This window comes from Streptomyces sparsogenes, from assembly GCF_001704635.1.
GTDB lineage: Bacteria > Actinomycetota > Actinomycetes > Streptomycetales > Streptomycetaceae > Streptomyces > Streptomyces sparsogenes.
In genome coordinates this window covers 41572-63893 of record NZ_MAXF01000116.1, presented here as the reverse complement: position 1 = coordinate 63893, position 22322 = coordinate 41572, and the positions used below count along the sequence as shown (strand labels likewise).

The following is a 22322-nucleotide window of genomic DNA, read 5'->3' as shown; positions in this document are numbered from 1 at the left end:
ACTCCTGTGAGGAACGTGAAGGTATGCGGGGAAGGGCGCGCCGGCGCCCGTCAGCCCAGCCGGTGGACGGTGCGGTCGCTCAGGTCGATCACCAGCTGCCGGGTGTCGATCCACGGGCCGTTGACCACCTTGGTGAACAGCCGTACGCAGCGGTGCTTCCCGCAGTCCGCGAGGGCGGCCGGCCCGGCGTTCTCCTCGTCGACGCGGTAGACGAAGCCGGTGACGGTCAGCTGGTCCGGGTTGGTCAGCGCTCTGCTGGTGGCGTCCTTGTAGTCGGCCTTGAGCCCGGCGCCGAGCTTGTCGGCGATCAGCAGCCGGACGGCCTCGCTCGCCTCTTCCCGGGTGGGCGGCGGCTGGACCCCGCGCTGGGTGTCGGTGTGGACGACCTTGCCGGAGGCGAGGTCCACGGTCTTGGTGACGTAGGTGTCGTCCTTGTAGTCGTAGTACGAGACCTCGGCGCGGCGCGGCGGGTCGGCCTCGGCCGCCTCCTGGGGGGACAGCTCCTCGAGGTCGACGGCCAGCCGCTGGGGACCCTTGCCGCCGGTGACGTTCTCGCTGCTGTCGCGGAAGCCCCGGGTGAGCGCGATCGTCTGGGCGCGCTTCATCTCGTCGTCCGTCAGCGGGTCCCGGCCGGTGCCCGTCCTCCCCTGCTCGGGGGCGGACTCCACGACGGCGGGCCGCTGCCGCGGCGACTGGCTCTGCTCGGCCGTCGAGCCCTGCGGGCCCCCGTCGCCCTTCGCGCCCCTCTCCTGGCCGGACGCGTCGCTCGGGAGGGTCACTCCCACCATCACCGCGGTGGCGGTGACCGCGATGGCCGCACCGGCCACCACCTTGCCCAGGTGGCGGTGCATCATCGTGCGCACATTCTCCCCCAATTCCCCCTCATGTCACAGGGCACCACATACCGGGAGATCCGGCATGGGTAGGTCACCCGGTAGGACGAACCGATCTGGCCGCGGGTTGCCTCTGGTTTTCAGGAAGTTGTGGTGAAAGTGCTGCCGGGGGGCGCGAGTTGGGCAAGGATTCCTCCCTGCCCGCCGTCAGGGGTGCTCGCCGCCCCCGGGGAAGAAGTGGAAGAGTCGACGCATGCAGGTCTGGCCGGGACAGGCTTACCCCCTGGGCGCCACCTACGACGGCGCCGGAACCAACTTCGCGGTCTTCTCGGAGGCCGCCGCGCGGATCGAGCTGTGCCTACTGCACGACGACGGCTCGGAGACCGCGGTGGAGCTGCGCGAGACCGACGCCTTCGTACGCCATGCCTATCTGCCGGGGATCATGCCCGGGCAGCGGTACGGCTTCCGGGCCCACGGTCCGTACCAACCGGAGCGCGGCCACCGCTGCAACTCGGCCAAACTGCTGCTCGACCCCTACGCCAGGGCGATCAGCGGCCGGATCCGCTGGGGCGAGGAGGTCTACGGCTACCACTTCCAGCGGCCCGAGAAACGGAACGACCTCGACTCGGCCCCGCACACCATGGCCTCGGTGGTCGTCAACCCGTACTTCGACTGGGGCGACGACCGGCCGCCGCGCACCGACTACCACCGCACCGTCATCTACGAGGCCCACGTCAAGGGCCTCACCATGCTCCACCCTCGGCTGCCGGACGAGCTGCGCGGCACCTACGCGGCGCTCGCCCACCCCGCGATCATCGAACACCTGACGGAGCTGGGCGTCACCACGCTGGAACTGATGCCGGTGCACCAGTTCGTGCACGACCACCGGCTGGTCGACGCGGGCCTGTCGAACTACTGGGGCTACAACACCATCGGGTTCTTCGCCCCGCACAACGCGTACGCCTCCTGGGGCGACCGGGGGCAGCAGGTCCTGGAGTTCAAGTCGGCGGTCCGCGCCCTCCACCAGGCCGGCATCGAGGTCATCCTCGACGTCGTCTACAACCACACCGCCGAGGGCAACCATCTGGGGCCCACGCTGTCCTTCCGGGGCCTGGACAACGCCTCGTACTACCGGCTGAGCAACGACCGGCGGTACTACATGGACACCACCGGCACCGGGAACTCCCTGCTGATGCGCAGCCCGCACGTGCTGCAGCTGATCATGGACTCGCTGCGCTACTGGGTGACCGAGATGCGGGTCGACGGCTTCCGCTTCGATCTGGCGGCCACGCTCGCCCGGCAGTTCCACGAGGTGGACCGGCTGTCCTCGTTCTTCGACCTGGTGCAGCAGGACCCGGTGGTCAGCCAGGTGAAGCTGATCGCCGAGCCCTGGGACGTCGGCGAGGGCGGCTACCAGGTGGGGAACTTCCCGCCCCTGTGGACCGAATGGAACGGCAAGTTCCGCGACACGGTGCGCGACCTGTGGCGGGGCGAGCCGCGCACCCTCGCCGAGTTCGCCTCCCGGCTGACCGGCTCCTCCGACCTCTACCAGAGCGACGGGCGGCGGCCGCTGGCCTCCGTCAACTTCGTCACCTGCCACGACGGCTTCACCCTGCGCGACCTGGTCTCGTACGACAAGAAGCACAACGAGGCCAACGGCGAGGGCAACCAGGACGGCGAGAGCTACAACCGCTCCTGGAACTGCGGCGTCGAGGGCGACACCGACGACCCCGGCGTGCTGGCGCTGCGCGGGCGCCAGATGCGCAACTTCATCGCCACCCTGATGCTCTCCCAGGGCGTGCCGATGCTCAGCCACGGCGACGAGTTCGCGCGCACCCAGCACGGCAACAACAACGCGTACTGCCAGGACAACGAGGTCTCCTGGGTGCACTGGCCGGACCCCAGGAACGAGGCGGACGCCCCGGCCCTGGAACTGCTGCGCTTCACCCGCTCGCTGATCTGGCTGCGCCGCGACCACCCGGTCTTCCGGCGCCGCCGCTTCTTCCACGGGAGGCCGGTGGAAGGCACCCACGACGAGCTCTCGGACATCGCCTGGTTCACGGCCGAGGGCGAGGAGATGCGGCAGCGCGACTGGCAGGCCGCGCACGCCAAGTCGCTGACGGTCTTCCTCAACGGCAACGCGATCTCCGAGCCGGGGCCGCGCGGGGAGCGGATCACCGACGACTCCTTCCTGCTGATGTTCAACGCGCACCACGAGCCGCTGGACTTCACCGTGCCCGTCGACCACGGCAAGCAGTGGCAGCTCATCGTGGACACCTCGCTGCCGGAGGGCGTGGAGCCCGGCAGCGGGGCGAAGGTGGCTGCGGGCGACCGGCTGACGCTGGTGGACCGGAGCCTGCTGGTGCTCCAGCGGCCGGCGTAGCTCCGGGTTTCGCCGCTCGGGTTCCCGTTCGGTTCGTGTGAGGCTGCTGTGCGGGTTCCCGGCCGGGCTTCCGTTCGGGTTTCCCGTTCGGGTTCCCGTTCGGGCCCAGAAACCCTCGTACGAGTGTTTGGCGGGTGCGCCGATCTGATGGCGGGCGGGTTGTGGGTACGTACGTTCTATGACGTTCGACCGCATCGCTCCCGGGTCCGCCCCGACCGCCACCTACCGGCTGCAGCTGCAGCCCGCCTTCCCCTTCGCGGCGGCGCGGGCGGCCGTGCCGTACCTGGCCTCGCTCGGCGTGTCGCATCTGCATCTCTCGCCGGTGCTGGAGGCCCGCCCCGGCTCCACCCACGGCTATGACGTGGTCGACCACTCGGCCGTGCGGGCGGAGCTGGGCGGCGAGGAGGGGCTGCGCTCCCTCGCCCGCGCGGCACACGCCCACGGGCTCGGGCTGATCGTCGACATCGTCCCCAACCACATGGCGGTGCCCGTTCCCGAGCGGCTCAACAAGCAGCTGTGGGAGGTGCTGAGGGACGGCCCCGCCTCGCCGTGCGCGCGGTGGTTCGACATCGACTGGGGGCGGCACGGCGGGAAGGTGCTGCTGCCGGTCCTCGGCGGCCCCCTCGGCGACGAGCTGGCGCGGCTGCGGGTGGAGGACGGGGTGCTGCGCTACCACGACCACGAGTTTCCGCTGCGGCCAGGCACCGAGCGGTTGCCTCTGCCCGAGCTGCTCGACCGGCAGTGGTACCGGCTGTCCTGGTGGCGGCTGGCCCGCACGGAGCTGAACTACCGGCGGTTCTTCACCATCTCCGAGCTGATCGCGGTGCGGGTGGAGGACCCCGAGGTCTTCGAGGCGACCCATGGGAAGCTGCTGGAGCTGGTGCGCGACGGGGTGGTCGACGGGCTGCGGGTGGACCACCCGGACGGCCTCGCCGACCCGGAGGGCTATCTGCGGCGGCTGGACCGCGCGGTGCGGGCCGCGGCGGGCGGCGGCCGGTGGACCGTCGTCGAGAAGATCCTCGCCCGCGGCGAGCGGCTGCCCGCCCCCTGGCCGGTCGCCGGGACGACCGGCTATGACGCCCTGCACCACATCGACGGCCTCTTCGTCGACCCGGCCGGGCTGGAGACGCTGACCGCCGTCTACCGCGGCTTCGCCGTGCCCCCCGACGACCTGGGCGGCGACTGGCCGGCGACCGTGCGGCGGGCCGCGCGCCGGGTGGTGACCCATGAGCTGGCCGCCGAGGTGGAGCGGCTGGCGCGCACCGCGGTCCGGCTCTGCGCCGCCGATCCCCGGCTGCGCGACCACGCCCCCTGGGCGCTGCGCACGGCGATCCGCGAGCTGCTGGTGCGGCTGCCGGTCTACCGCCCGTACGTCTCCCCCGGCGGCCCGGTGGCGGAGGCCGACGCCGAGATGCTGACCGTGGCGGCGGAGGACGCGCGGGCGGCGTTCGCGGTGCGGGAGGAGGCGCGGGTGGTGTTCACGGTGCGGGACGCGGCGCTCGGCAGGCTGGGGGACGGGCCGCACCACCGCGACTTCTGCGCGCGCTTCGCCCAGACCGCCGCGGCTCTGCGGGCCAAATCGGTCGAGGACACCGCCTTCTACCGGTACACGCCCCTGCTCTCGGCCGCGGAGGTCGGCGGCGATCCCGGGCGGCCGGCCGTCACCCCCGCCGAGTTCCACGCCTTCGCCGCCCGGCTGCGGTCCGACTGGCCCGCGACCGGCACCGTGCTGTCCACCCATGACACCAAGCGCAGCGCGGACGTGCGGGCGCGGCTCGCCGCGCTGACCGAGTGCCCGGACCGCTGGGGGCGGCTGCTGGAGGCGCTGGGGGTGCGGGACACGGCGGCGGGCGCCGCGCCTGCTCCCGACCCCCATCTGGAGTGGACGGCGTGGCAGACCGCGGTGGGCCTGGGGCCGCCGGACGGCGAGCGGCTGGTCCCGGCGGTCCTCAAGGCGGTGCGGGAGGCGGGGCTGCGCACGACGTGGACCGAGCAGGACCCGGAGTACGAGGAGGAGGTCGCCCGCTTCCTCAAGGCCGGCCCGTGCGACCCCGGCCACCGGGCGTGGGCGGCGCTCGGCGACGCGCTGGACGCCCCCGCGCGGGCCAACATGCTGGGCGCGGCGCTGCTCCAGCTGACCATGCCGGGGGTGCCGGACCTCTACATGGGCACCGAGCACACCTATGCCGCGCTGGTCGACCCCGACAACCGCCGCCCGCCCGAGCCGCGCCCCGAGGCGCTCGACCGGCTGGACGCGGGGGGCGTGCCGGACGGGGTGTCGGCCGAGAAGCTGCTGCTGACCTCGGCCGCCCTGCGGCTGCGGCGGCGCCACCCCCAGTGGTTCGGGACGTCGGCCGGCTACACCCCGCTGTCCGCCGAGGGCCCGGCGGCCGCGCACTGTGTGGCCTTCCTGCGCGCGGGAGCCGCCGGGAGCGAGGGCGGCGCGGGCGCGGGTGATGGGGGCCGGGGCGATACGGGCCCGGGCGATACGGGGCGGGGCGATACGGGCCGGGGCGAGGGGGGCGGCGGGGCGGTCACCGTCGTCACCCGGCTCTCGCGACGGCTCGCGGAGGCGGGCGGCTGGCGCGAGACGGCGCTGCCGCTGCCGCCGGGCCGCTGGCGGGACCTGCTGACCGGACGGACGGCCGAGGGGGCCGCCTCGCTGGGCGAACTCCTCGACCGGCTCCCGGTGGCGCTGCTGGTTCCGGCCTGACGCCTCGGGCCTGACGCCCCGCCAGAACTCGGGCTGCCTTCGCGGTGTAAAGCATTTACAGCTCTTGCGGACGGCGCTACCTTCACAAAGTAACTTGGGAGCGCTCCCATACGACGGTTCCTGACCCGTTCGCGTCGAAGGGAAGAAGTAGCGCAATGCCACGACGATTGATGGCCTTCGCACGTCCCGCTCACCCGCCGGGCCGCTCCCGCGCCCGTCGGCCCGCACTGCTGGTCCTGCTCGCCGTGCTGCCCGCCCTCGGGCTGGTCTTCTTCGGCGGCGGCAGCAGCGCCTCCGCGCACGGCGCCCCGCTGGCGCCGGGCAGCCGCACCTATCTCTGCTGGAAGTACAGCCTGTCCAGCACCGGCGAGGTCAAGCCCACCAACCCCGCCTGCAAGGCCGCGTACGACAAGGGCGGGGCCACCCCGTTCTACAACTGGTTCGCGGTGCTGCGCTCCGACGGGGCGGGCCGCACCAAGGGATTCATCCCGGACGGCCAGCTGTGCAGCGGCGGGGCCACCGTCTACAACTTCTCCGGCTTCGACCTGGGCAGCAAGGACTGGCCGGTGACCCATCTGACCGCCGGGAAGTCGATGCAGTTCTCGTACAACGCCTGGGCCGCGCACCCCGGTTCGTTCCGCAGCTACGTCACCAAGAGCCCCATCGACCCGACGAAGCCGCTCACCTGGAACGACCTGGAGGACCAGCCGTTCAACACGGTGACGAACCCGCCGCTGTCCGGTCAGGTCGGCACCGTGGACGGCAAGTACACCTGGACCGCCAACCTGCCCTCGGGCAAGAGCGGCCGCCACATCATCTACACCGTCTGGACCCGCTCGGACAGCCAGGAGACCTTCTACAGCTGCTCCGACGTGGTGTTCGACGGCGGCAACGGCGAGGTGACCGTCCCCGGCACCTCCAGCGGCGGCAGTGACCCGACCACCCCGCCGACGGACCCCCCGACGGACCCGCCGACGGCCAAGTGCACCGCCACCCAGAAGACCATCAGCACCTGGAACGGCGGCTACCAGGCGGAGGTGACCGTGGCCAACACCGGCGCCACCCCCATCTCCTCCTGGATGGTCGACTGGACCCTGCCGTCCGGGCAGCGGGTGGACAGCGTCTGGAACGGCAAGCTGACCGCCACGGGCTCCTCGGCCTCGGTCACGAACGCCGACTGGAACGGCTCACTGGCCGCCGGAGCGTCCACGACCTTCGGCTACGCGGCCAGTGGCGGCTCTCCGGACACGGGCGCCACGCCCATCTGCATGGTGCACTGACCCGCCCCGCGCGGCGCGCCGACCCGCACAGCGCGCTGCCCGGTCCCCCTGTCCCACCCCGGTCCACGCGGTGCCCTGATCCGCTCCTCCGCCATGTCAGGCGCACCTCACCCCGCCGGTCTGCCGCCCCCTTCCCCCTCGTGGGCGGCAGGCCGGCCCTGCCGCTTCCGCCCTTGCTCCCCCTGCCCCCGTCGCTCCCTCTGCTCCCCCCGGCCCCACCACCGCTGGTCCAGCAAGCCGACGAAGGAGGCCGCGGCCCCGGTGAGTTCGACCCGGGAGAACGCGGTCAGCTCACGCGCCCAGGGCGGGTCCAGGGGCAGCACCGCACAGTCGTACTGCGTGGCCACATGCGCGGCCGTGATGAGGACTCCCGCTCCCGCGGCGGCCATGCGCACGGCGGTGGAGGTGTGCTCGGTGTCGACACCGGTACGAGGCGTGAAGCCCACTCGCTCACAGGCCACGTCCAGGAAACGACGGCCCTCGACCACCGGCTCCAACGCGCAGCGCACCCAGTCCCGGTCCGCCAGGTCGGCTAGCCGGACCGCCTCCCGCCCGCTCAGCGGATCGTCCGGCGCCACCACGACCACGATCTCCTCCTCGCCCACCGTCACCACCGGCCCCCGCCAGCCCTCGGGCCGGTGCCCGAGAGCGACGTCCGCGACACCGCGCTCCATGCCCTCGCGCAACTCCCCGCCGGTGGCGTACTCGTGCACCACCAGGCGCACCTGCTCATGGTCGCGCCGCCAGCGGGCGAAGACCTCGGGAAGCACCCCGATGGCGAAGGCGTGCAGGGTGGCGATGTGCAGCTCGCCCCCGGCCGCCCCGGCGGCCGCCCGCGCCGCGCGCCGCGCCTGCCGGGCGCTGCGCACCGCGAACTCGGCGTGCGGCAGAAACGCGCGGCCCATCGGCGTCAGGCGCACTCCGCGCGGCAGCCGCTCCAGCAGCGGCCCGCCGACCTCCCGCTCCAGGGCCTTGATCTGGTGGGAGAGCGCCGACTGGGTGACGCCCAGCAGCTCGGCGGCATGGGTGAATGAGGCCTCCTCGACCACCGCCATCAGGTACTCCATCTGACGCAGGCTCATCCGCGCCCCCTTCGCTGTCGCTCCCCTGACGCGCGCCCTCCAGCGGCAGCCCTCATGGAGCAGTCCCCATGCGGCAGCCCTCATGCAGGAAATTCATCGTAACCAGAGAAACTTTGCCTTGGACTCATGTGCCGCTCTGGGCAGAGGGTGGGTTCATGCATGAGACAGACATCATCGTCATCGGCGGCGGCACCGGCGGCTACAGCACCGCGCTGCGCGCCGCCGCCCTCGGTCTCGACGTCGTGCTGGCCGAGCGCGATCTGGTGGGCGGCACCTGCCTGCACCGCGGCTGCATCCCCAGCAAGGCGATGCTGCACGCCGCCGAGCTGGTCGACGGCATCGCCGAGGCTCGCGAGCGGTGGGGGGTGAAGGCCACGCTGGAGGCCGTGGACTGGTCCGCGCTGACCGCGACCCGCGACGACATCGTGGCCCGCAACCACCGTGGCGTCGAGGGGCATCTGTCCCACGCGGGCGTCCGCGTGGTGCGCGGCTCCGCCGCCCTGACCGGCGCCCGCACGGTACGCGTCGAGCCGACCGGCACAGGAGCGGACGCCGAGGCGGGCGGCGAGTGGACCGCCCGGCGCGGCATCGTGCTGGCGACCGGCTCCCGCCCGCGCACCCTCCCCGGGCCGGCGCCGGACGGCCGACGGGTCGTCACCAGCGACGACACCCTCTACGCCCCGGGGCTCCCGGCCTCCGTGCTGGTGCTGGGCGGCGGCGCGATCGGCGTCGAATACGCCTCACTGCACCGCTCCATGGGCGCCGACGTCACCCTCGTCGAGGCGGCGGACCGGCTGCTGCCGCTGGAGGACGCCGATGTCAGCCGCCATCTGACGCGCGGACTGAAGAAGCGCGGCATCGAGGTGCTGACCGGTGCCCGGCTGGAGCAGGCGGAGACCCTTCCCGACGGGGTGCGCGTCACCGTGCGCCCGGCCCGCGGCGAGCCGCGCACCCTCGACGTCGAGCGGCTGCTGGTCGCCGTCGGCCGCGCCCCGGTCACCGACGGTCTGAACCTGGGGGCGGCCGGACTGGCCACCGACGACCGCGGGTTCGTCGCCCCCGCCGACTGGGCGCGGCTGGAGACCGCCGTGCCGGGCATCCATGTCGTCGGCGATCTGCTGCCGCCGCCGTCGCTCGGGCTCGCCCACGCCTCCTTCGCGGAAGGGCTGCTGGTGGCCGAGACCCTGGCGGGCCTCTCCCCCCGCCCGCTGGACTACGCCACCGTCCCCCGGGTGACCTACTCCAGCCCGCAGACCGCCTCCGTCGGTCTGTCGGAGGCCCAGGCGCGTGAGCGCGGCCATGACGTCGTCACCAACACCCTGCCGCTGACCGCCGTGGCCAAGGGCATGGTGCACGGGCAGGGCGGGATGGTGAAGGTCGTCGCCGAACGGGCGGGCGGGGGCGGCGCCGGCCAGGTCCTCGGCGTCCATCTCGTCGGCCCCCATGTCTCGGAGATGGTCGCCGAAAGCCAGCTGATCGTCGGCTGGGACGCCGATCCCGCCGATGTGGCCCAGCACATCCATCCGCACCCCACGCTCTCCGAGGCGGTCGGCGAGGTCTTCCTCACTCTGGCCGGGCGCGGTCTGCACCAGATATGAGCGGGCCGGGCGGCCGCTTGCCGGACTCCTCGGCGACGGCGACCACGACCAAGCCGACCACGGCCAGGCCGATGCTCGCCCACAGCTCGTAGCCGTCCAGGAACGGGAGAAGGCGGATCACCGCCATCAGCCGGAACCAGCCGATGAGCTCGTGGGCGATCCCGACGATCCCCTGGAACAGCAGAAATCCCCCCACCGCCTCGCACGCTTTTCTCATGCTTCGAGGCTAGGCGGCGGCCAGGCGGGCGCGGGTCGGCCAAAGGTCTACGACCCCGCGACTTTGGTCGCTGCCCGCGCCCGGGGCGGCGACGCGGGCCCCCGCTCCTCACTACATTCATGGGTATGGGCAGCTCGGACGAGGCGCGTGCGGCGCGCCGCACGACGGCGCGCCGCGCGACGGCGCGCCGCGCCCTGCGCGACTGGCTCGTGGACGTGTGCTGCATCTCGCTGGCGGCCGTGTTCTCCATGGTGACCTGCGAGTCGGTGGCCAACGACCCGCCGATGTCGGACGAGGCGCTGTTCGCCGACGTGGTGGCGGGCGCGCTGGGCTGTCTGGCGCTGTGGCTGCGCCGCCGCCGACCGGTCGAGCTCGCGGTGGTGCTGCTCGGCGCCGGCCTGGTGTCGTACTACGTCGCGGGGCCGCTGCTCGTGGCGCTGTTCACGGTCGCGGTGCACCGTCCGCTGCGTACCGTCGCGCTGGTCGGCGCGGCGGCGGCGGCCCAGATCCTCACCACCCCGCTGGTGCACCCCGACCCCGACCTCGACTACGTCGGAGACGTGCTGCTCGGCGCCCTGCTCGTCAGCGGTGCCATCGGCTGGGGCATGTTCGTGCGCTCCCGGCGCCAGTTGCTCGTATCGCTGCGCGAGCGGGCGGCGCGGGCCGAGGCGGAGGCGGCGCTGCGCGCCGAGCGGACCCAGCGCCTGACGCGCGAGCGGATAGCCCGGGAGATGCACGATGTGCTGGCCCACCGGCTGTCCCTGCTGAGCGTCCACGCGGGCGCGCTGGAGTACCGGGCCGACGCCTCCCCGCAGGAAGTGGCCGAGGCGGCAGGGGTGATACGCAGCAGCGCGCACCAGGCGCTGCAGGATCTGCGCGAGGTGATCGGCGTGTTGCGGGCCCCGGAGTCCGACCCAGACGGCGGCCCGCCCGACCGGCCGCAACCGACGCTGGCCGATCTGCCGAGGCTGGTGGAGGAGTCGCGCCGGGCGGGCATGCGCGTGACGCTGTCCGACGAGGCGGGCGTCACGCGCCCCGGCCCCGGCACCGCGCCAGATACGGGACCAGGCACCGGAATCGGCGCCGAGGCCGCGGCCGTTCCGGGCGCCACGGGCCGTACGGCGTACCGGATCGTGCAGGAGGGACTGACCAACGCGCGCAAGCACGCGCCGGACACGGAGGTGACGGTGACGGCGGCAGGGGCTCCCGGCGAGGGGCTGACCGTGGAGGTGTGCAACGCCGTGCGCGCCCCGGCGCGCGCCCGCACCTCCGGTTCGCCACCGGGCCGGAAGGAAGGGCCCGCGGCCATCCCCGGGGCGGGCCAGGGCCTGACCGGGCTGGCCGAGCGCGCGGCGCTGGCGGGCGGACGGCTGGAGTGCGGCCCCTCCCCGGCCGGGGACTTCCGGCTCTACGCCTGGCTACCGTGGCCCGCATGAGCCCCTCCCCACCGGAATCCCCCGCCTCAGGGCCCGCGCCCGCGCCCGCGCCCGGGCCCACGCCCGCCTCCGGACCCGCGCCCGCCACCGGTCCCAGGCCCGAGCCCGGCCCCGCCCCCGCGTCCGCCTCCGGCCCCAGGCCCGGATCCGAGCCCGCCCCCGCCCCGATCCGCCTGCTGATCGTCGACGACGACCCGCTGGTCCGCGCCGGGCTGCGGCTGATGCTCGGCGGCGGCTCCTCCGGCATCGAGATCGTCGCCGAGGCGTCCGACGGCGCGGAGGTCGCCGCGCTCGTGGACCGCCACCGCCCCGACGTGGTCCTCATGGACATCCGCATGCCGACGGTGGACGGGCTGGCCGCCACCGAGCAGTTGCGGCGCCGCGAAGACGCCCCCGAAGTGGTGATCCTGACGACGTTCAACGCGGATGAGCATGTGCTGCGGGCGCTGCGCGCCGGGGCGGCGGGCTTCGTGCTCAAGGACACCCCGCCGGCCGAACTCGTCGCGGCGGTGCGGCGGGTGGCGGCCGGCGAGCCGGTGCTGTCCCCGGTGGTGACCGCGCAGCTGATCGAGCATGTGGCGGGCTCCGGCCGGGACGGGCGGCGGGTGCGGGCCGGGGCCCTGCTCGACCGGCTGAACGACCGGGAGCGCGAGGTCGCGATAGCCGTGGGCCAGGGCCGGTCCAACGCGGAGATCTCCGCCGCGCTGTTCATGAGCGTCGCGACCGTCAAGGCCCACGTGTCCCGGATCCTGACCAAGCTGGATCTCAACAACAGGGTGCAGATCGCGCTGCTCGCGCACGACGCGGGCCTCCTCGACTGACGACGCGACCGACGGCTCGACTGACGACTCGACCGACGGCTCTGCTGCCGACTCGACCGACGATCCGACCGACGACTCCGCTGCCGACTCGACCGACCACTCGACCGACGGCCCCTCAGGGAGCGGTGAGCGGTTCGGCCTGGTAGGCGCGGTGCAGCAGCTCCAGGAAGGACGGTGCGTCGGGCAGGGACACGGAGCCGATCCGGCTCACCGCCACGCCCGGCGTCCAGGAGTTCATGACCACGGCGCCGGCCAGCGCCGGCAGGCCGGTGAGCGTGACCTCCTGGACGCGCTGGGGGACGCCGAGGCGGTCGAGCTGCCGACGGAGGATGCCCATGGTGATCCCGCCCAGCACCTCGGCGGTGGGCCACACCACCGAGGTGCCGTCCCAGAAGGCGAGGTTCCAGATCGTCGCCTCGCTGAGCCGGCCCCGGCGGTCCACGAAGGCGGCGTCGTCGAAGCCCTGCGCGACGGCCTGACGCAGAAGGTAGGTCTTGGCCACCTCGCCGACGTGCTTCAGCTCGGGCAGGAACCGTTCGTGCTCGACCACCGACAGCGCCAGCGGGCCGTCCGGCCCGGCCGCGGCCGGGCCGGTGCGGACCAGCACATCGAGTTCCGCCGCATCCCCGGCCACGGTGAACTCCCCCTTCGGCGAGTAGACCGTGGCCGTCAGCGAGACGTCCGCGGGACCGGCCGCCACGGCCGCCCGCAGATACGACCGCACCTGGTCGTCGGGCAGCGCCCCGCCGAACAGCTCCACCGAGGCGTTCCGCAGCCGCTCCAGATGGAGGTCGAGGCCCCGGATCCGGCCCCCGCGCACCTGCATGGCGGTGAAGTGCGCGTAGCCCGCGAAGGCGAGCGGCGCCAGCTCCTCGGCGGTCGCCGCCCGGCCATTACGGTGTACGGCAAAAGACGTCATGATCGCTCCAACGACAGAGACAGACAGAGACAGACAGAGACAGTAGAAACAGCAAGGAAACGGCGGAGCGGGCGCGGAATGCCCGCCGCGGCAACGACGTTATGGCTTCACATCGATGGAAAGGTCAAGCGCGGAGGGCACGGGGCGGATGCTGATCGGCGAGTTGTCCCGGCGTACCGGGGTCAGCACACGGCTGCTGCGGTACTACGAGGAGCAGGGATTGCTCGAGGCCCGGCGGGGGTCCAACGGCTACCGCGAGTACGACGAGGACTCCGTGGTCACCGTGCGGAAGGTGCGCGCCCTGCTGAAGGCGGGCCTGTCGACCGAGGTGATCCGTACGGTGCTGCCGTGCACCCGGGGCGAGCAGCCGGGCTTCGACTGGTGCGCGGAGCTGCGGGAGGTCCTGCAAGGCGAGTTGGCGGCGCTGGACGACCGGATCGACGGCCTCATGCGCAACCGGAGCACCCTCGCCGGCTATCTGACGCAACCCTGAGCCGTCTTCCGAAAACGGCTGGACGCGGGTCCGCCGGCTCGCCTAGTGTGTGGGCACGCCCGTGATCAAGGAAGGAGGCGAGAGCCATGAACACCATCACGTTTCCGCGCTCCCGCCCCTTGTCCACCGGGCGTACCGCCGTCTGATCGCGATCATCGCCTGATCACCGATCCGACCGGGAGCGCATCGCATTCCGGAAGGATCCCCATGACCGAGCTGGTCATCCGCGCGCTCACCGAGAGCGACGCACACCTGTTCCACACCCTGCACGACCCCGCCCTCGTCGGCCGTGGCCGCTTCGGCCACACCTACCGCACCTACGCCGAGGGCGGCGACTTCCGCCCGGACTGGACCTGGGTCGCGCTGCGCGACGGCCGGGTGGTCGCCCGCGCCGCGTGGTGGGGCGCGCCCGATGACGCCAAGCCCATCGCGCTGGACTGGTTCGACTTCGCCGACGGCGAGGCCGACGCGGCGGCCGAGCTGCTGCGCACCGCCCCGCTGCGCGCCGAGTACAGCCTGCTGGTGGCGCCCGGCTGGCGCGAGCGGCCCGCGGAGCGGGCGGCGGCGCGGGCCCGGATCGACGCCGCCATCGCCGGCGGGATGGAGCCGCTGGTGGAGCGCTACCGCTACGAGTGGACGCCCGAGTGCGGGCTTCCCGAGCGGCCGGGGCGGCTGGAGTTCCGGCCGGAGCCCGACGACGCGGTGATCGCCGATGTGCTGCGCCGCATCATGCCGGGCACGCTCGACGCCCACGACCGGCGGGCCATCGACCAAGGGGGTGTCGAAGCGGGGGTGCGCGAGCTGATGGACTTCCTGAGCTGGTGCCCGTCGCCGCGCGAGTGGTGGCGGCTGGCGTGGACGCCGGGCGGCGAGCTGGTCGGCATCCAGGTGCCCGCGCACAACCCGTCGGGCCCGTGCGTCGGCTACATCGGGGTGGTCGAGGAGCAGCGCGGCCACGGCTACGCGTACGACCTGCTGGTGGAGTGCACCCACGACCTGGTGGAGCGGGGCGCGACGAGGATCGCGGCCGCCACCGACCAGCACAACCTCCCGATGGCCGCGCACTTCGCCAAGGCGGGCTATCCCATCACCCAGGAGCGGATCGAACTCGTCTGACGCCCCTGCCCTGCTGCGCGGCGCGCCCCGCGTCGCGCAGCATGGTCTCCCGGACACCGATGACCGGACGCCCTTGAGGTGAGGAGACGTCAGTGCTGTTCGAGGTGTGGGCGCCGCGCGCCGAGCGGGTCGAGCTCCGTCTGGAGGGACGTACGCACCCCATGGCGCGCGATGCGGCCCGGGAGGGGTGGTGGCGAACGGCGGCCGAGGCCGGGCCCGGCGCGCGGTACGGCTTCGCGCTCGACGGCCGCCCGCCGCTCCCCGACCCCCGCTCGCGCCGCCTGCCCGACGGGCCCGACGGCCTGAGCGCGGTCGTCGACCCGGCCGGCTTCCCGTGGCGGCACCAGTGGCGGGGGCGGCAGCTGCCGGGCGCGGTCCTGTACGAGCTGCACATCGGCACCTTCACCCGCGAGGGCACCTTCGACGCGGCGGCCGGGCGCCTGCCGCACCTGGCCGAGCTGGGCGTCACCCATGTGGAGCTGATGCCGCTGTGCCCGTTCCCGGGCACGCACGGCTGGGGCTACGACGGCGTGGCGCCGTGGGCCGTCCACGAGCCGTACGGGGGGCCGGAGGGGCTGGCGCGGTTCGTGGACGCCGCGCACGGCCACGGCCTCGGCGTGGTCCTGGACGTGGTCCACAACCACCTGGGCCCCTCCGGCAACCACCTCCCGGCCTTCGGCCCGTACTTCACCGACACCCACCACACGCCGTGGGGGGCCGCCGTCAACCTGGACGCCCCCGGCTCCGACGAGGTCCGCGCGTACTTCATCGGCAGCGCCCTCGCCTGGCTGCGCGACTACCGCCTGGACGGGCTGCGGCTCGACGCGGTGCACGCGCTGCGCGACGGCCGCGCCCGGCACTTCCTCGCCGAGCTGTCCTCCGCCGTCGACGCGCTCGCCGCCCAGGTGGGCCGCCCGCTGTTCCTCATCGGCGAGTCGGATCTGAACGACCCGCGCACCACCACGCCGCGCGAGGCGGGCGGCCATGGGCTGCACGCGCAGTGGAACGACGACTTCCACCACGCCCTGCACACCCTCCTGACCGGCGAACGGCAGGGCTACTACGCCGACTTCGCCGCCGACGGAGCGCGGGCCCTCGTCAAGACGCTCGGCGGCGGCTTCTTCCACGACGGCACGTACTCGTCCTTCCGCGGCCGGGGCCACGGCGCCCCGCTGAACACCCTCACCACCCCCGCCCACCGCCTCCTGGGCTACGCCCAGACCCACGACCAGATCGGCAACCGCGCGCTGGGCGACCGGCTCTCTCCCCGGCTCTCCCCCGGGCTGCTGGCCTGCGCGGCCGCCGTCGTGCTGTGCTCCCCGTTCACGCCGATGCTCTTCATGGGCGAGGAGTGGGGCGCGGCCACGCCCTGGCAGTACTTCACCGACCACCAGGACCCGGAGCTGGCCGAGGCCGTACGGCGTGGCCGGCGCCGCGAGTTCGCCGCCCACGGCTGGGCGGCCGAGGACATCCCCGACCCCCAGGACCCGGCGACGCGCCTGCGCTCCTGCCTGGACTGGACCGAGCCCGCCCGCGAGCCGCACGCGGCCCTGCTCGACTGGTACCGCCGCCTGATCGCCCTGCGCCACGCCGAACCGGCCCTCACCGACCCCCGGTGGTCCTACACCCACCTGTCCGCCGCCCCGGACGGCTGCCTCGCCTTCGGCCGCGGCCCGCTGCACATCGTGGTCAACCCGCACCCCCGCCCGGGCGAGACCCGCCTCGTCCCGCCCGCCCCCGCCGAGATCGTCGCCGCCTGGCAAGCCACCGATCCGCCCGCCGCGGACGGCACCCTGCGGCTGCCGCCGGAGACGGCGGTGGTGCTGCGGTCGGCCGGCTGACGATCGGCCGAGGTACCGTCAGGTCGGCGACCCGAGCCGCATCCTCGCCTCGCAACGCATCCGATTCCGCGCCCCGTTGGGACATACCGTCATGAGCCACAGTCAGCCTCCGGCCGGCCCGTACGGCCAGAACCCGCCGGGTTCCGCCCCGCCCCTGCCGCCTTTCCCCCCGCCGGTCCCGCCCGCCCCGCCGATCCCTCCGCAGGTCGGTAGCTCCAAGCGGAAGAAGGCCGGCATCGCGATCGGCGCGCTGATCGTCGTCGGCGCGGTGGTCGGCGGCTTCGCGCTGTTCGGCGAGGACGGAGAGGCGAGCGACACCGTCGTCGATGACGGGAAGCGCTACAAGCTCACCGCTCCTGACACCGTGCTCTCGGAGTACGAGAGCTGGGGTGACGCGCCCCAGGAGCACACCATGGCCGAGGGAGAGACGGCCCTGCTCGGGATCGGTGACGGAAAGAGAATCAGCAACGAGTGGTCGACCGTCGACATGAGCGACCCCGATTCGGACTTCGACAACGCGAAGAGCATCGTCTTCACCGGCTTCTACGGCAGCGTGGACGACCCGGATAAATCCGTGGACGCGTTCTTCGACGTCATGCGGCGGTCAGCCGTGCTCTCCCAACCCGTCGGCGACAAGGAGAAGCAGTCACCGAAGGGGTTCAAGAACGGGATCATGAAGTGTCAGTATCAGAAGTCCGACGCCGAGCCCGGCCAGCCGGACACCACCCCGCTGTGCATTTGGGCCGACCACAGCACGGTCGCCTCGGTGGTTGTGGTCGACGCCACGCAGGACAAGCTGTCCCTGGAGAAAGGCGCCGAGATCGCCGCCGGCTTGCGGGAAGAGATCCGGGTGGAGATCAAGTAACCCGCAAGCGGCGCGGCTGGGCGCCTCACGTGGGCGGTCGGCCGGCTGACGATCGGCCGGGTCAGTCCTCCTGCGGCTCCAGGCGTAGGGAGATGGAGTTGATGCAGTAGCGCTGGTCGGTCGGGGTCGGGTAGCCCTCGCCCGCGAAGACATGGCCGAGGTGGGAGCCGCAGCGGGCGCAGCGGACCTCGGTGCGGACCATGCCGTGGGAGCGGTCCTCGATGAGTTCGACGGCGGAGGAGTCGGCCGGGTCGTAGAAGGACGGCCAGCCGCAGTGGCTCTCGAACTTGGTCTCGGAGCGGAACAGCTCCGCCCCGCAGGCGCGGCAGGAGTAGACACCGGCGATCTTGGTGTCGGTGTATTCACCGGTGAAGGCGCGCTCGGTGCCGGCCTCGCGGAGGACGTGGTACTCCTGCGGGGTCAGCTCCGCGCGCCACTGGTCTTCCGGCTTGTCGATTTCGTACGGCATGGACCCTCCTAGCTGTTCGCGCTCTCGGCGCTCCGCAGGCGGGCGAGGATCTCCGGACCGAGATCGGTGACGTCGCCCGCGCCCATGGTGAGAACAAGGTCACCGGGCTTGGTCATTCCGGCGAGGAGTCCGGGCACCGCGGCCTTGTCGTGCTCGGCGGTGACGTCCGCGCCGTGGCGGGCGGCGGCCTCGATGACCAGGGCGCTGGTGATGCCGGGGACGGGGTCCTCGCGGGCCGGGTAGATGTCCAGGACGACCGAGGCGTCGGCGAGGGCGAGCGCCTCGCCCATCTCGGCGCCCAGCTCGCGGGTGCGGCTGAAGAGGTGGGGCTGGAAGACGACCAGCACCCGGCCGTCGCCGGCGCCGCCGCGGATGGCTTCGAGGTCGGCGGAGATCTCGGTGGGGTGGTGGGCGTAGGAGTCGATGACCTGCACCCCGGCGGCGACGCCCTTGAGCTGGAGGCGGCGCTTGACGCCGGTGTACGAGCCGAGGGCGGGGGCCAGCTCGCGGGCGGGGACGCCGAGGGCGGCGCCGGCGGTGAGGGCGGCGACGGCGTTGAGGGCGTAGTGGCGGCCGGGGACGGAGACGGTGAAGGTCAGCTCGCCGCCGCCCAGGGTGTCCGGGAGCAGGACGGTGACCTCGCTGGTCAGCCCGTGCTGGGCGATGCCCAGGACGCGGACGTCGGCGCCCGGGTCCTCGCCGTAGGTGAGGACGCGCAGGCCCTCGCGGCCGGCGACCCGGCCGGTCAGCTCGCGGGCGCCGGGGTGGTCGGCGGAGACGACCAGCGCGCCGCCGGGGCGGATCCGCTCCACGAAGGTCCGGAAGGAGTCGTGGATCTCCTCCATCGAGGCGTAGTTGGCGTGGTGGTCCAGCTCCACGTTGAGGATGATCGCGACCTCGGGCTCGTACTTGTGGAAGCTGCGGTCGCTTTCATCCGCCTCGGCGACGAAGATCTCGCCGCCGCCGTGGCGGGCGTTGGAGCCGGGGGCGTCGAGGTCGCCGCCGATCGCGTACGAGGGGTCGAGGCCGAGCGTGGTGAGGGAGACGGCCAGCATGGAAGTGGTGGTCGTCTTGCCGTGGGTGCCCGCGACGGCGATCGGGCGGGCGCCGTCCATCAGGCCGGCCAGGGCGTCGGAGCGGTGTATGACGGGGATGCCGCGCTCGGCGGCGGCGACCAGCTCGGCGTTGTCGGCGCGGATGGCGCTGGAGACGACCACGCTGGTGGCGTCGGCCGCCAGGTGCTCCGCGGCGTGGCCGATGTGCACCGTCACCCCGAGCGCGCGCAGCGCCTCGACCGTCGGGGAGTCCTTGGAGTCGCTGCCCGCGACCCGCGCGCCGCGCATGGCGAGGATCTTCGCGATGCCCGACATCCCGGCGCCGCCGATGCCGATGAAGTGCGGTCGGTCCATCGCGTCGGAGGCAAAGCCGGCCGGTGCCATGTGCGGGTCTCCCCTGGGTCGTGTTCGTCGCTGTCGGCCCTGATTCTCGCACCCTGGGGGTCCGGGTCCGGCGAAGGCCCGTCCGGGGAGAGCGGCGCGGTGGGGTGGGCGGGACCGGCGCGGCTCAGCCGCCCTGGGCCGGCTGCTGCTCGTCGACCGCGTGCGAGAAGAGCTTGAGCACGGGCACGCCCACCTTGTGCCGGGCGCGGGAGGCCCAGTCCCGGTGGAAGAACTCCTCCACGAAGTGCGGCGCGGTCAGCACGATCACCTCGTCGGCGCCGACCTGCTCGACGACGCCGCGCAGGGTGTCCAGCGGGTGGCGCTGGACGACCTCCCCGCGGGCCTCGCCGCCCGCCGCGCGCAGGGCGGCGACGGAGTGGTTGAGGGCCCGCTCGGCGGGTTCGAGCGCCTGCCGCCCTTCCGGCTCCTCGCGTTCCTGGACGGCCTGCTCCAGCTCGCCGAGCGCGATGTCGTCGATCGCGCGCAGCAGCCGGTCCTTGCTGCCTCGCGGCTGCATGAGCACGAAGAACGAGACCTGGTCGTCGCCGTGCAGGGTGGTGACGAATTCCACGTCGACAGGGCTCAGTGGCTGCTCGATCATCAATACGCTCGTGAACACGGTCGACGCCCTTTCTCGGCGATTTATTCCCTTTTTCGCTAAAGCCGATTATTGCCCTCTTGTCGAAGACGACGGTAGCGGGTGAAAAGGAACCCGGCGTCCTCCAGGACGGAAGCGAGAGTGAACCGCTCCGGTTCCATCAGCCCGGGACCGTTGATGATCCGCGCCGCGTCGCCCGCCGTCACCAGCGGGGCCAGCGACAGACACAGCTCGTCCAGCACCCCCGCCGCCGCGAACTGCCCGAGCAGCTTCGGTCCGCCCTCCGTCAGCAGCCGGGTCAGGCCGCGCTCGGCGAGCGCGGCCACCACCCGCGCCGGGTCCACCCGCGTCCCCTCCCCCGCGAGCACCACCTCGGCGCCCGCCGCCCGCGCCGCCGCCAGGCGCTCCGCGGGGGCATGGGCGCCGGTGAGCACGACCGTGGGCACCAGCGGCTCGGTGAACAGCGGCAGCGAGAAGTCCAGGTCCAGGCTCGCGCTGATGACGGCGATCGCGGGCACCGGCGGGCGCCCCTCCGCCGCCCGGCGCGCGGCGAACGGCTCCCGCGCGCGGGCCGGGCGGTAGCCCTCCTGGCGTACGGTCTCGGCGCCGACCACGACCGCGTCGGCGAGCCCGCGCAGCACGCCGAAGATCCGCATGTCGGCGGCGGAGGACAGCGGCTGCGACCGCCCGTCGTGGTGGGCGGCCCCGTCCAGCGAGGAGACCATGTTGGCCCGCAGCCAGACGCCCGCGGGCCGGCCCGGTGCGGCCTCAGGGCCCGGCCCGGCGTCAGGGCCCGGGAGGAGGTCCGGGTAGGCGTACGCCTCGGCCAGCTCCTCCAGCGTCCACTCACGGTCCTCGACGGGCGAGGGGCCGCCCAGCGGCCGTGCGGCGGATCCGGTGGGCGCCCCGGCGGGGGATTCGACGGGGGATTCGACGGGGGATTCGGCGGACAGCGGGAACAGGCGTCGCATACGCCGCAGTGTGACATGCCTCCCTATCCGGCGGTCACCTCCCCCGAAGGGACTACGCTGGGAGTTTGTGTCATCGCGAACTTCCACGTCCGACCTGTCCGTGGGCCCGATAGCCGAGCAGCCGCCCGCCGAGCCCGCCGGCCCGGTCGCCCTCACGTCGCGGACGCCGCATGTTCCCGCCGAGCGCCTGGTGGCGGAGATGGTGCCCCCACCGCGCTTCGCGACGGTCAGCTTCGACAACTACATCCCGGACCCGAAACAGCCCAGCCAGGCCACGGCCGTCAAGGAGCTGGCGGCCTTCGCCGGCTCCGTCAGCGGCGGCCAGGGGGCGGCGGAGGGCCGCCGCAGGAGCTGGTTCCGCCGGGAGAGCAGGCCGGCCGCGCCCCGCGGCCCGCGCGGGATGTACCTGGACGGTGGTTACGGCGTCGGCAAGACCCACCTGCTGGCCTCCCTCTGGCACGCCACCGCGGCCCCGGCCGAGCGGAAGGCGTTCGGCACCTTCGTGGAGCTGACCAACCTGGTCGGCGCGCTCGGCTTCCAGCAGACCGTCCAGACCCTCAGCGGCCACCGGCTGCTGTGCATCGACGAGTTCGAGCTGGACGACCCGGGCGACACGGTGCTGGTCTCCACGCTGCTGGGCAAGCTGGTGGACGCGGGCGTGGCCCTGGCCGCCACCTCCAACACCCTCCCCGGCAAGCTCGGCGAGGGCCGGTTCGCCGCCGCCGACTTCCTGCGCGAGATCCAGGGCCTGTCCGCCCACTTCCGGACGCTGCGCATCGACGGCGAGGACTACCGCCACCGCGGCCTGCCCGAGGCCCCCGCCCCGTACCCGGACGAGACCGTCACCCGCGTCGCGCACCGCACGCCCGGCGCCTCGCTCGACGCCTTCCCCGCCCTCCTGGAGCACCTGTCCCGGGTGCACCCGAGCCGCTACGGCGCGATGTGCGACGGGATCCACGCGGTGTGCCTGACCGGGGTGGAGCCGGTGCCCGACCAGTCGACCGCGCTGCGGCTGGTGGTGCTGGCGGACCGGCTGTACGACCGCGAGGTCCCGGTGCTGGCGTCCGGAGTGCCGTTCGACCGGCTGTTCAGCGAGGAGATGCTCCAGGGCGGCTACCGGAAGAAGTACTTCCGGGCGATCTCCCGCCTCACGGCGCTCGCGCGGGACGGGAAGCGGCTGGCGGAGTAGCGCGGGGCGAGCCTGGCGGGGGCCACGACGCGTCGGCCGAAGCGTTGATCGGGTGGTTC

At 73.3% G+C, this 22322-nt stretch carries 19 protein-coding genes; 11 read left to right on the top strand and 8 right to left on the bottom strand.

Translation table 11 applies throughout. The features are described 5' to 3' along the window. Positions 1 to 50: 50 nt before the first annotated feature. Entirely contained in the window at positions 51 to 851 is an 801-nt protein-coding gene (locus BBH68_RS24105) for a Tat pathway signal sequence domain protein (protein ID WP_079151166.1), read from the bottom strand. Between the two features lie 235 nt (positions 852 to 1086). Between BBH68_RS24105 and glgX the strand changes: the two genes are divergently transcribed. The 3 genes from glgX to BBH68_RS24090 all read left to right on the top strand — a co-directional run bounded on the left by glgX (position 1087) and on the right by BBH68_RS24090 (position 7209). After that, positions 1087 to 3216 (top strand): glycogen debranching protein GlgX, encoded by a 2130-nt coding sequence (gene glgX, locus BBH68_RS24100; protein ID WP_065965574.1) that lies wholly within the window; start codon positions 1087 to 1089, stop codon positions 3214 to 3216. A gap of 178 nt (positions 3217 to 3394) precedes the next feature. Next, positions 3395 to 5929, top strand: coding sequence for a malto-oligosyltrehalose synthase (treY, locus tag BBH68_RS24095; RefSeq protein ID WP_065965573.1), 2535 nt, complete (start codon positions 3395 to 3397; stop codon positions 5927 to 5929). 155 nt (positions 5930 to 6084) lie between these two features. After that, positions 6085 to 7209, top strand: coding sequence for a lytic polysaccharide monooxygenase auxiliary activity family 9 protein (locus tag BBH68_RS24090; protein WP_065965572.1), 1125 nt, complete (start codon positions 6085 to 6087; stop codon positions 7207 to 7209). Positions 7210 to 7316: 107 nt separating this feature from the next. On the opposite strand, the gene BBH68_RS24085 is transcribed toward BBH68_RS24090, so the two are convergent. Next, entirely contained in the window at positions 7317 to 8291 is a 975-nt protein-coding gene (locus BBH68_RS24085) for a LysR family transcriptional regulator (protein ID WP_079151161.1), read from the bottom strand. Positions 8292 to 8446: 155 nt separating this feature from the next. On the opposite strand from BBH68_RS24085, the gene lpdA reads away from it, so the two are divergent. Continuing rightward, positions 8447 to 9889, top strand: coding sequence for a dihydrolipoyl dehydrogenase (gene lpdA / locus BBH68_RS24080; protein WP_065965570.1), 1443 nt, complete (start codon positions 8447 to 8449; stop codon positions 9887 to 9889). On the opposite strand, the gene BBH68_RS24075 is transcribed toward lpdA, so the two are convergent. Beyond that, a complete protein-coding gene (locus tag BBH68_RS24075) occupies positions 9855 to 10106 on the bottom strand; it encodes a hypothetical protein (RefSeq protein ID WP_065965569.1) in 252 nt (83 codons plus the stop codon). The genes lpdA and BBH68_RS24075 overlap by 35 nt on opposite strands. 125 nt (positions 10107 to 10231) lie before the next feature. On the opposite strand from BBH68_RS24075, the gene BBH68_RS24070 reads away from it, so the two are divergent. Beyond that, the gene (locus BBH68_RS24070) at positions 10232 to 11542 is read left to right on the top strand and encodes a sensor histidine kinase (protein WP_065965568.1); all 1311 of its coding nucleotides are present in this window, start codon (positions 10232 to 10234) and stop codon (positions 11540 to 11542) included. Further along, positions 11539 to 12363, top strand: coding sequence for a response regulator transcription factor (locus BBH68_RS24065; RefSeq protein ID WP_079151165.1), 825 nt, complete (start codon positions 11539 to 11541; stop codon positions 12361 to 12363). Before BBH68_RS24070 ends, BBH68_RS24065 begins: the two co-directional genes overlap by 4 nt. Before the next feature lie 115 nt (positions 12364 to 12478). Here the strand turns inward: BBH68_RS24065 and BBH68_RS24060 are convergent, their stop codons facing one another. Then, entirely contained in the window at positions 12479 to 13282 is an 804-nt protein-coding gene (locus tag BBH68_RS24060) for an aminotransferase class IV family protein (protein WP_065965567.1), read from the bottom strand. 148 nt (positions 13283 to 13430) lie between these two features. Between BBH68_RS24060 and BBH68_RS24055 the strand changes: the two genes are divergently transcribed. From BBH68_RS24055 to BBH68_RS24040, 4 genes are all read left to right on the top strand, one after another. Next, positions 13431 to 13775, top strand: a complete 345-nt coding sequence (locus tag BBH68_RS24055; protein ID WP_065965566.1) for a MerR family transcriptional regulator — start codon at positions 13431 to 13433, stop codon at positions 13773 to 13775. Between the two features lie 207 nt (positions 13776 to 13982). After that, positions 13983 to 14891, top strand: a complete 909-nt coding sequence (locus BBH68_RS24050) for a GNAT family N-acetyltransferase (protein ID WP_065965565.1) — start codon at positions 13983 to 13985, stop codon at positions 14889 to 14891. A gap of 92 nt (positions 14892 to 14983) precedes the next feature. After that, the gene (treZ, locus tag BBH68_RS24045; protein ID WP_065965564.1) at positions 14984 to 16732 is read left to right on the top strand and encodes a malto-oligosyltrehalose trehalohydrolase; all 1749 of its coding nucleotides are present in this window, start codon (positions 14984 to 14986) and stop codon (positions 16730 to 16732) included. 91 nt (positions 16733 to 16823) lie between these two features. Next, entirely contained in the window at positions 16824 to 17597 is a 774-nt protein-coding gene (locus BBH68_RS24040) for a hypothetical protein (protein WP_065965563.1), read from the top strand. A gap of 61 nt (positions 17598 to 17658) precedes the next feature. Here BBH68_RS24040 and msrB read toward each other — a convergent pair whose 3' ends face one another. The 4 genes from msrB to BBH68_RS24020 form a co-directional block, all read right to left on the bottom strand. Further along, positions 17659 to 18066: a peptide-methionine (R)-S-oxide reductase MsrB gene (gene msrB / locus BBH68_RS24035; RefSeq protein WP_065965562.1), complete on the bottom strand. Its 408-nt coding sequence runs from the start codon at positions 18064 to 18066 to the stop codon at positions 17659 to 17661. 8 nt (positions 18067 to 18074) lie between these two features. Continuing rightward, positions 18075 to 19505, bottom strand: a complete 1431-nt coding sequence (gene murC / locus BBH68_RS24030) for a UDP-N-acetylmuramate--L-alanine ligase (protein WP_065965561.1) — start codon at positions 19503 to 19505, stop codon at positions 18075 to 18077. A 124-nt stretch (positions 19506 to 19629) separates the two neighbouring features. Beyond that, entirely contained in the window at positions 19630 to 20106 is a 477-nt protein-coding gene (locus BBH68_RS24025; protein WP_065965560.1) for an indole-3-glycerol phosphate synthase, read from the bottom strand. Positions 20107 to 20162: 56 nt separating this feature from the next. Beyond that, a complete protein-coding gene (locus tag BBH68_RS24020; RefSeq protein ID WP_065965559.1) occupies positions 20163 to 21074 on the bottom strand; it encodes a pyrimidine reductase family protein in 912 nt (303 codons plus the stop codon). A 100-nt stretch (positions 21075 to 21174) separates the two neighbouring features. Between BBH68_RS24020 and zapE the strand changes: the two genes are divergently transcribed. Beyond that, positions 21175 to 22263: a cell division protein ZapE gene (zapE, locus tag BBH68_RS24015; protein WP_065965558.1), complete on the top strand. Its 1089-nt coding sequence runs from the start codon at positions 21175 to 21177 to the stop codon at positions 22261 to 22263. The last annotated feature ends 59 nt before the right edge of the window (positions 22264 to 22322 follow it).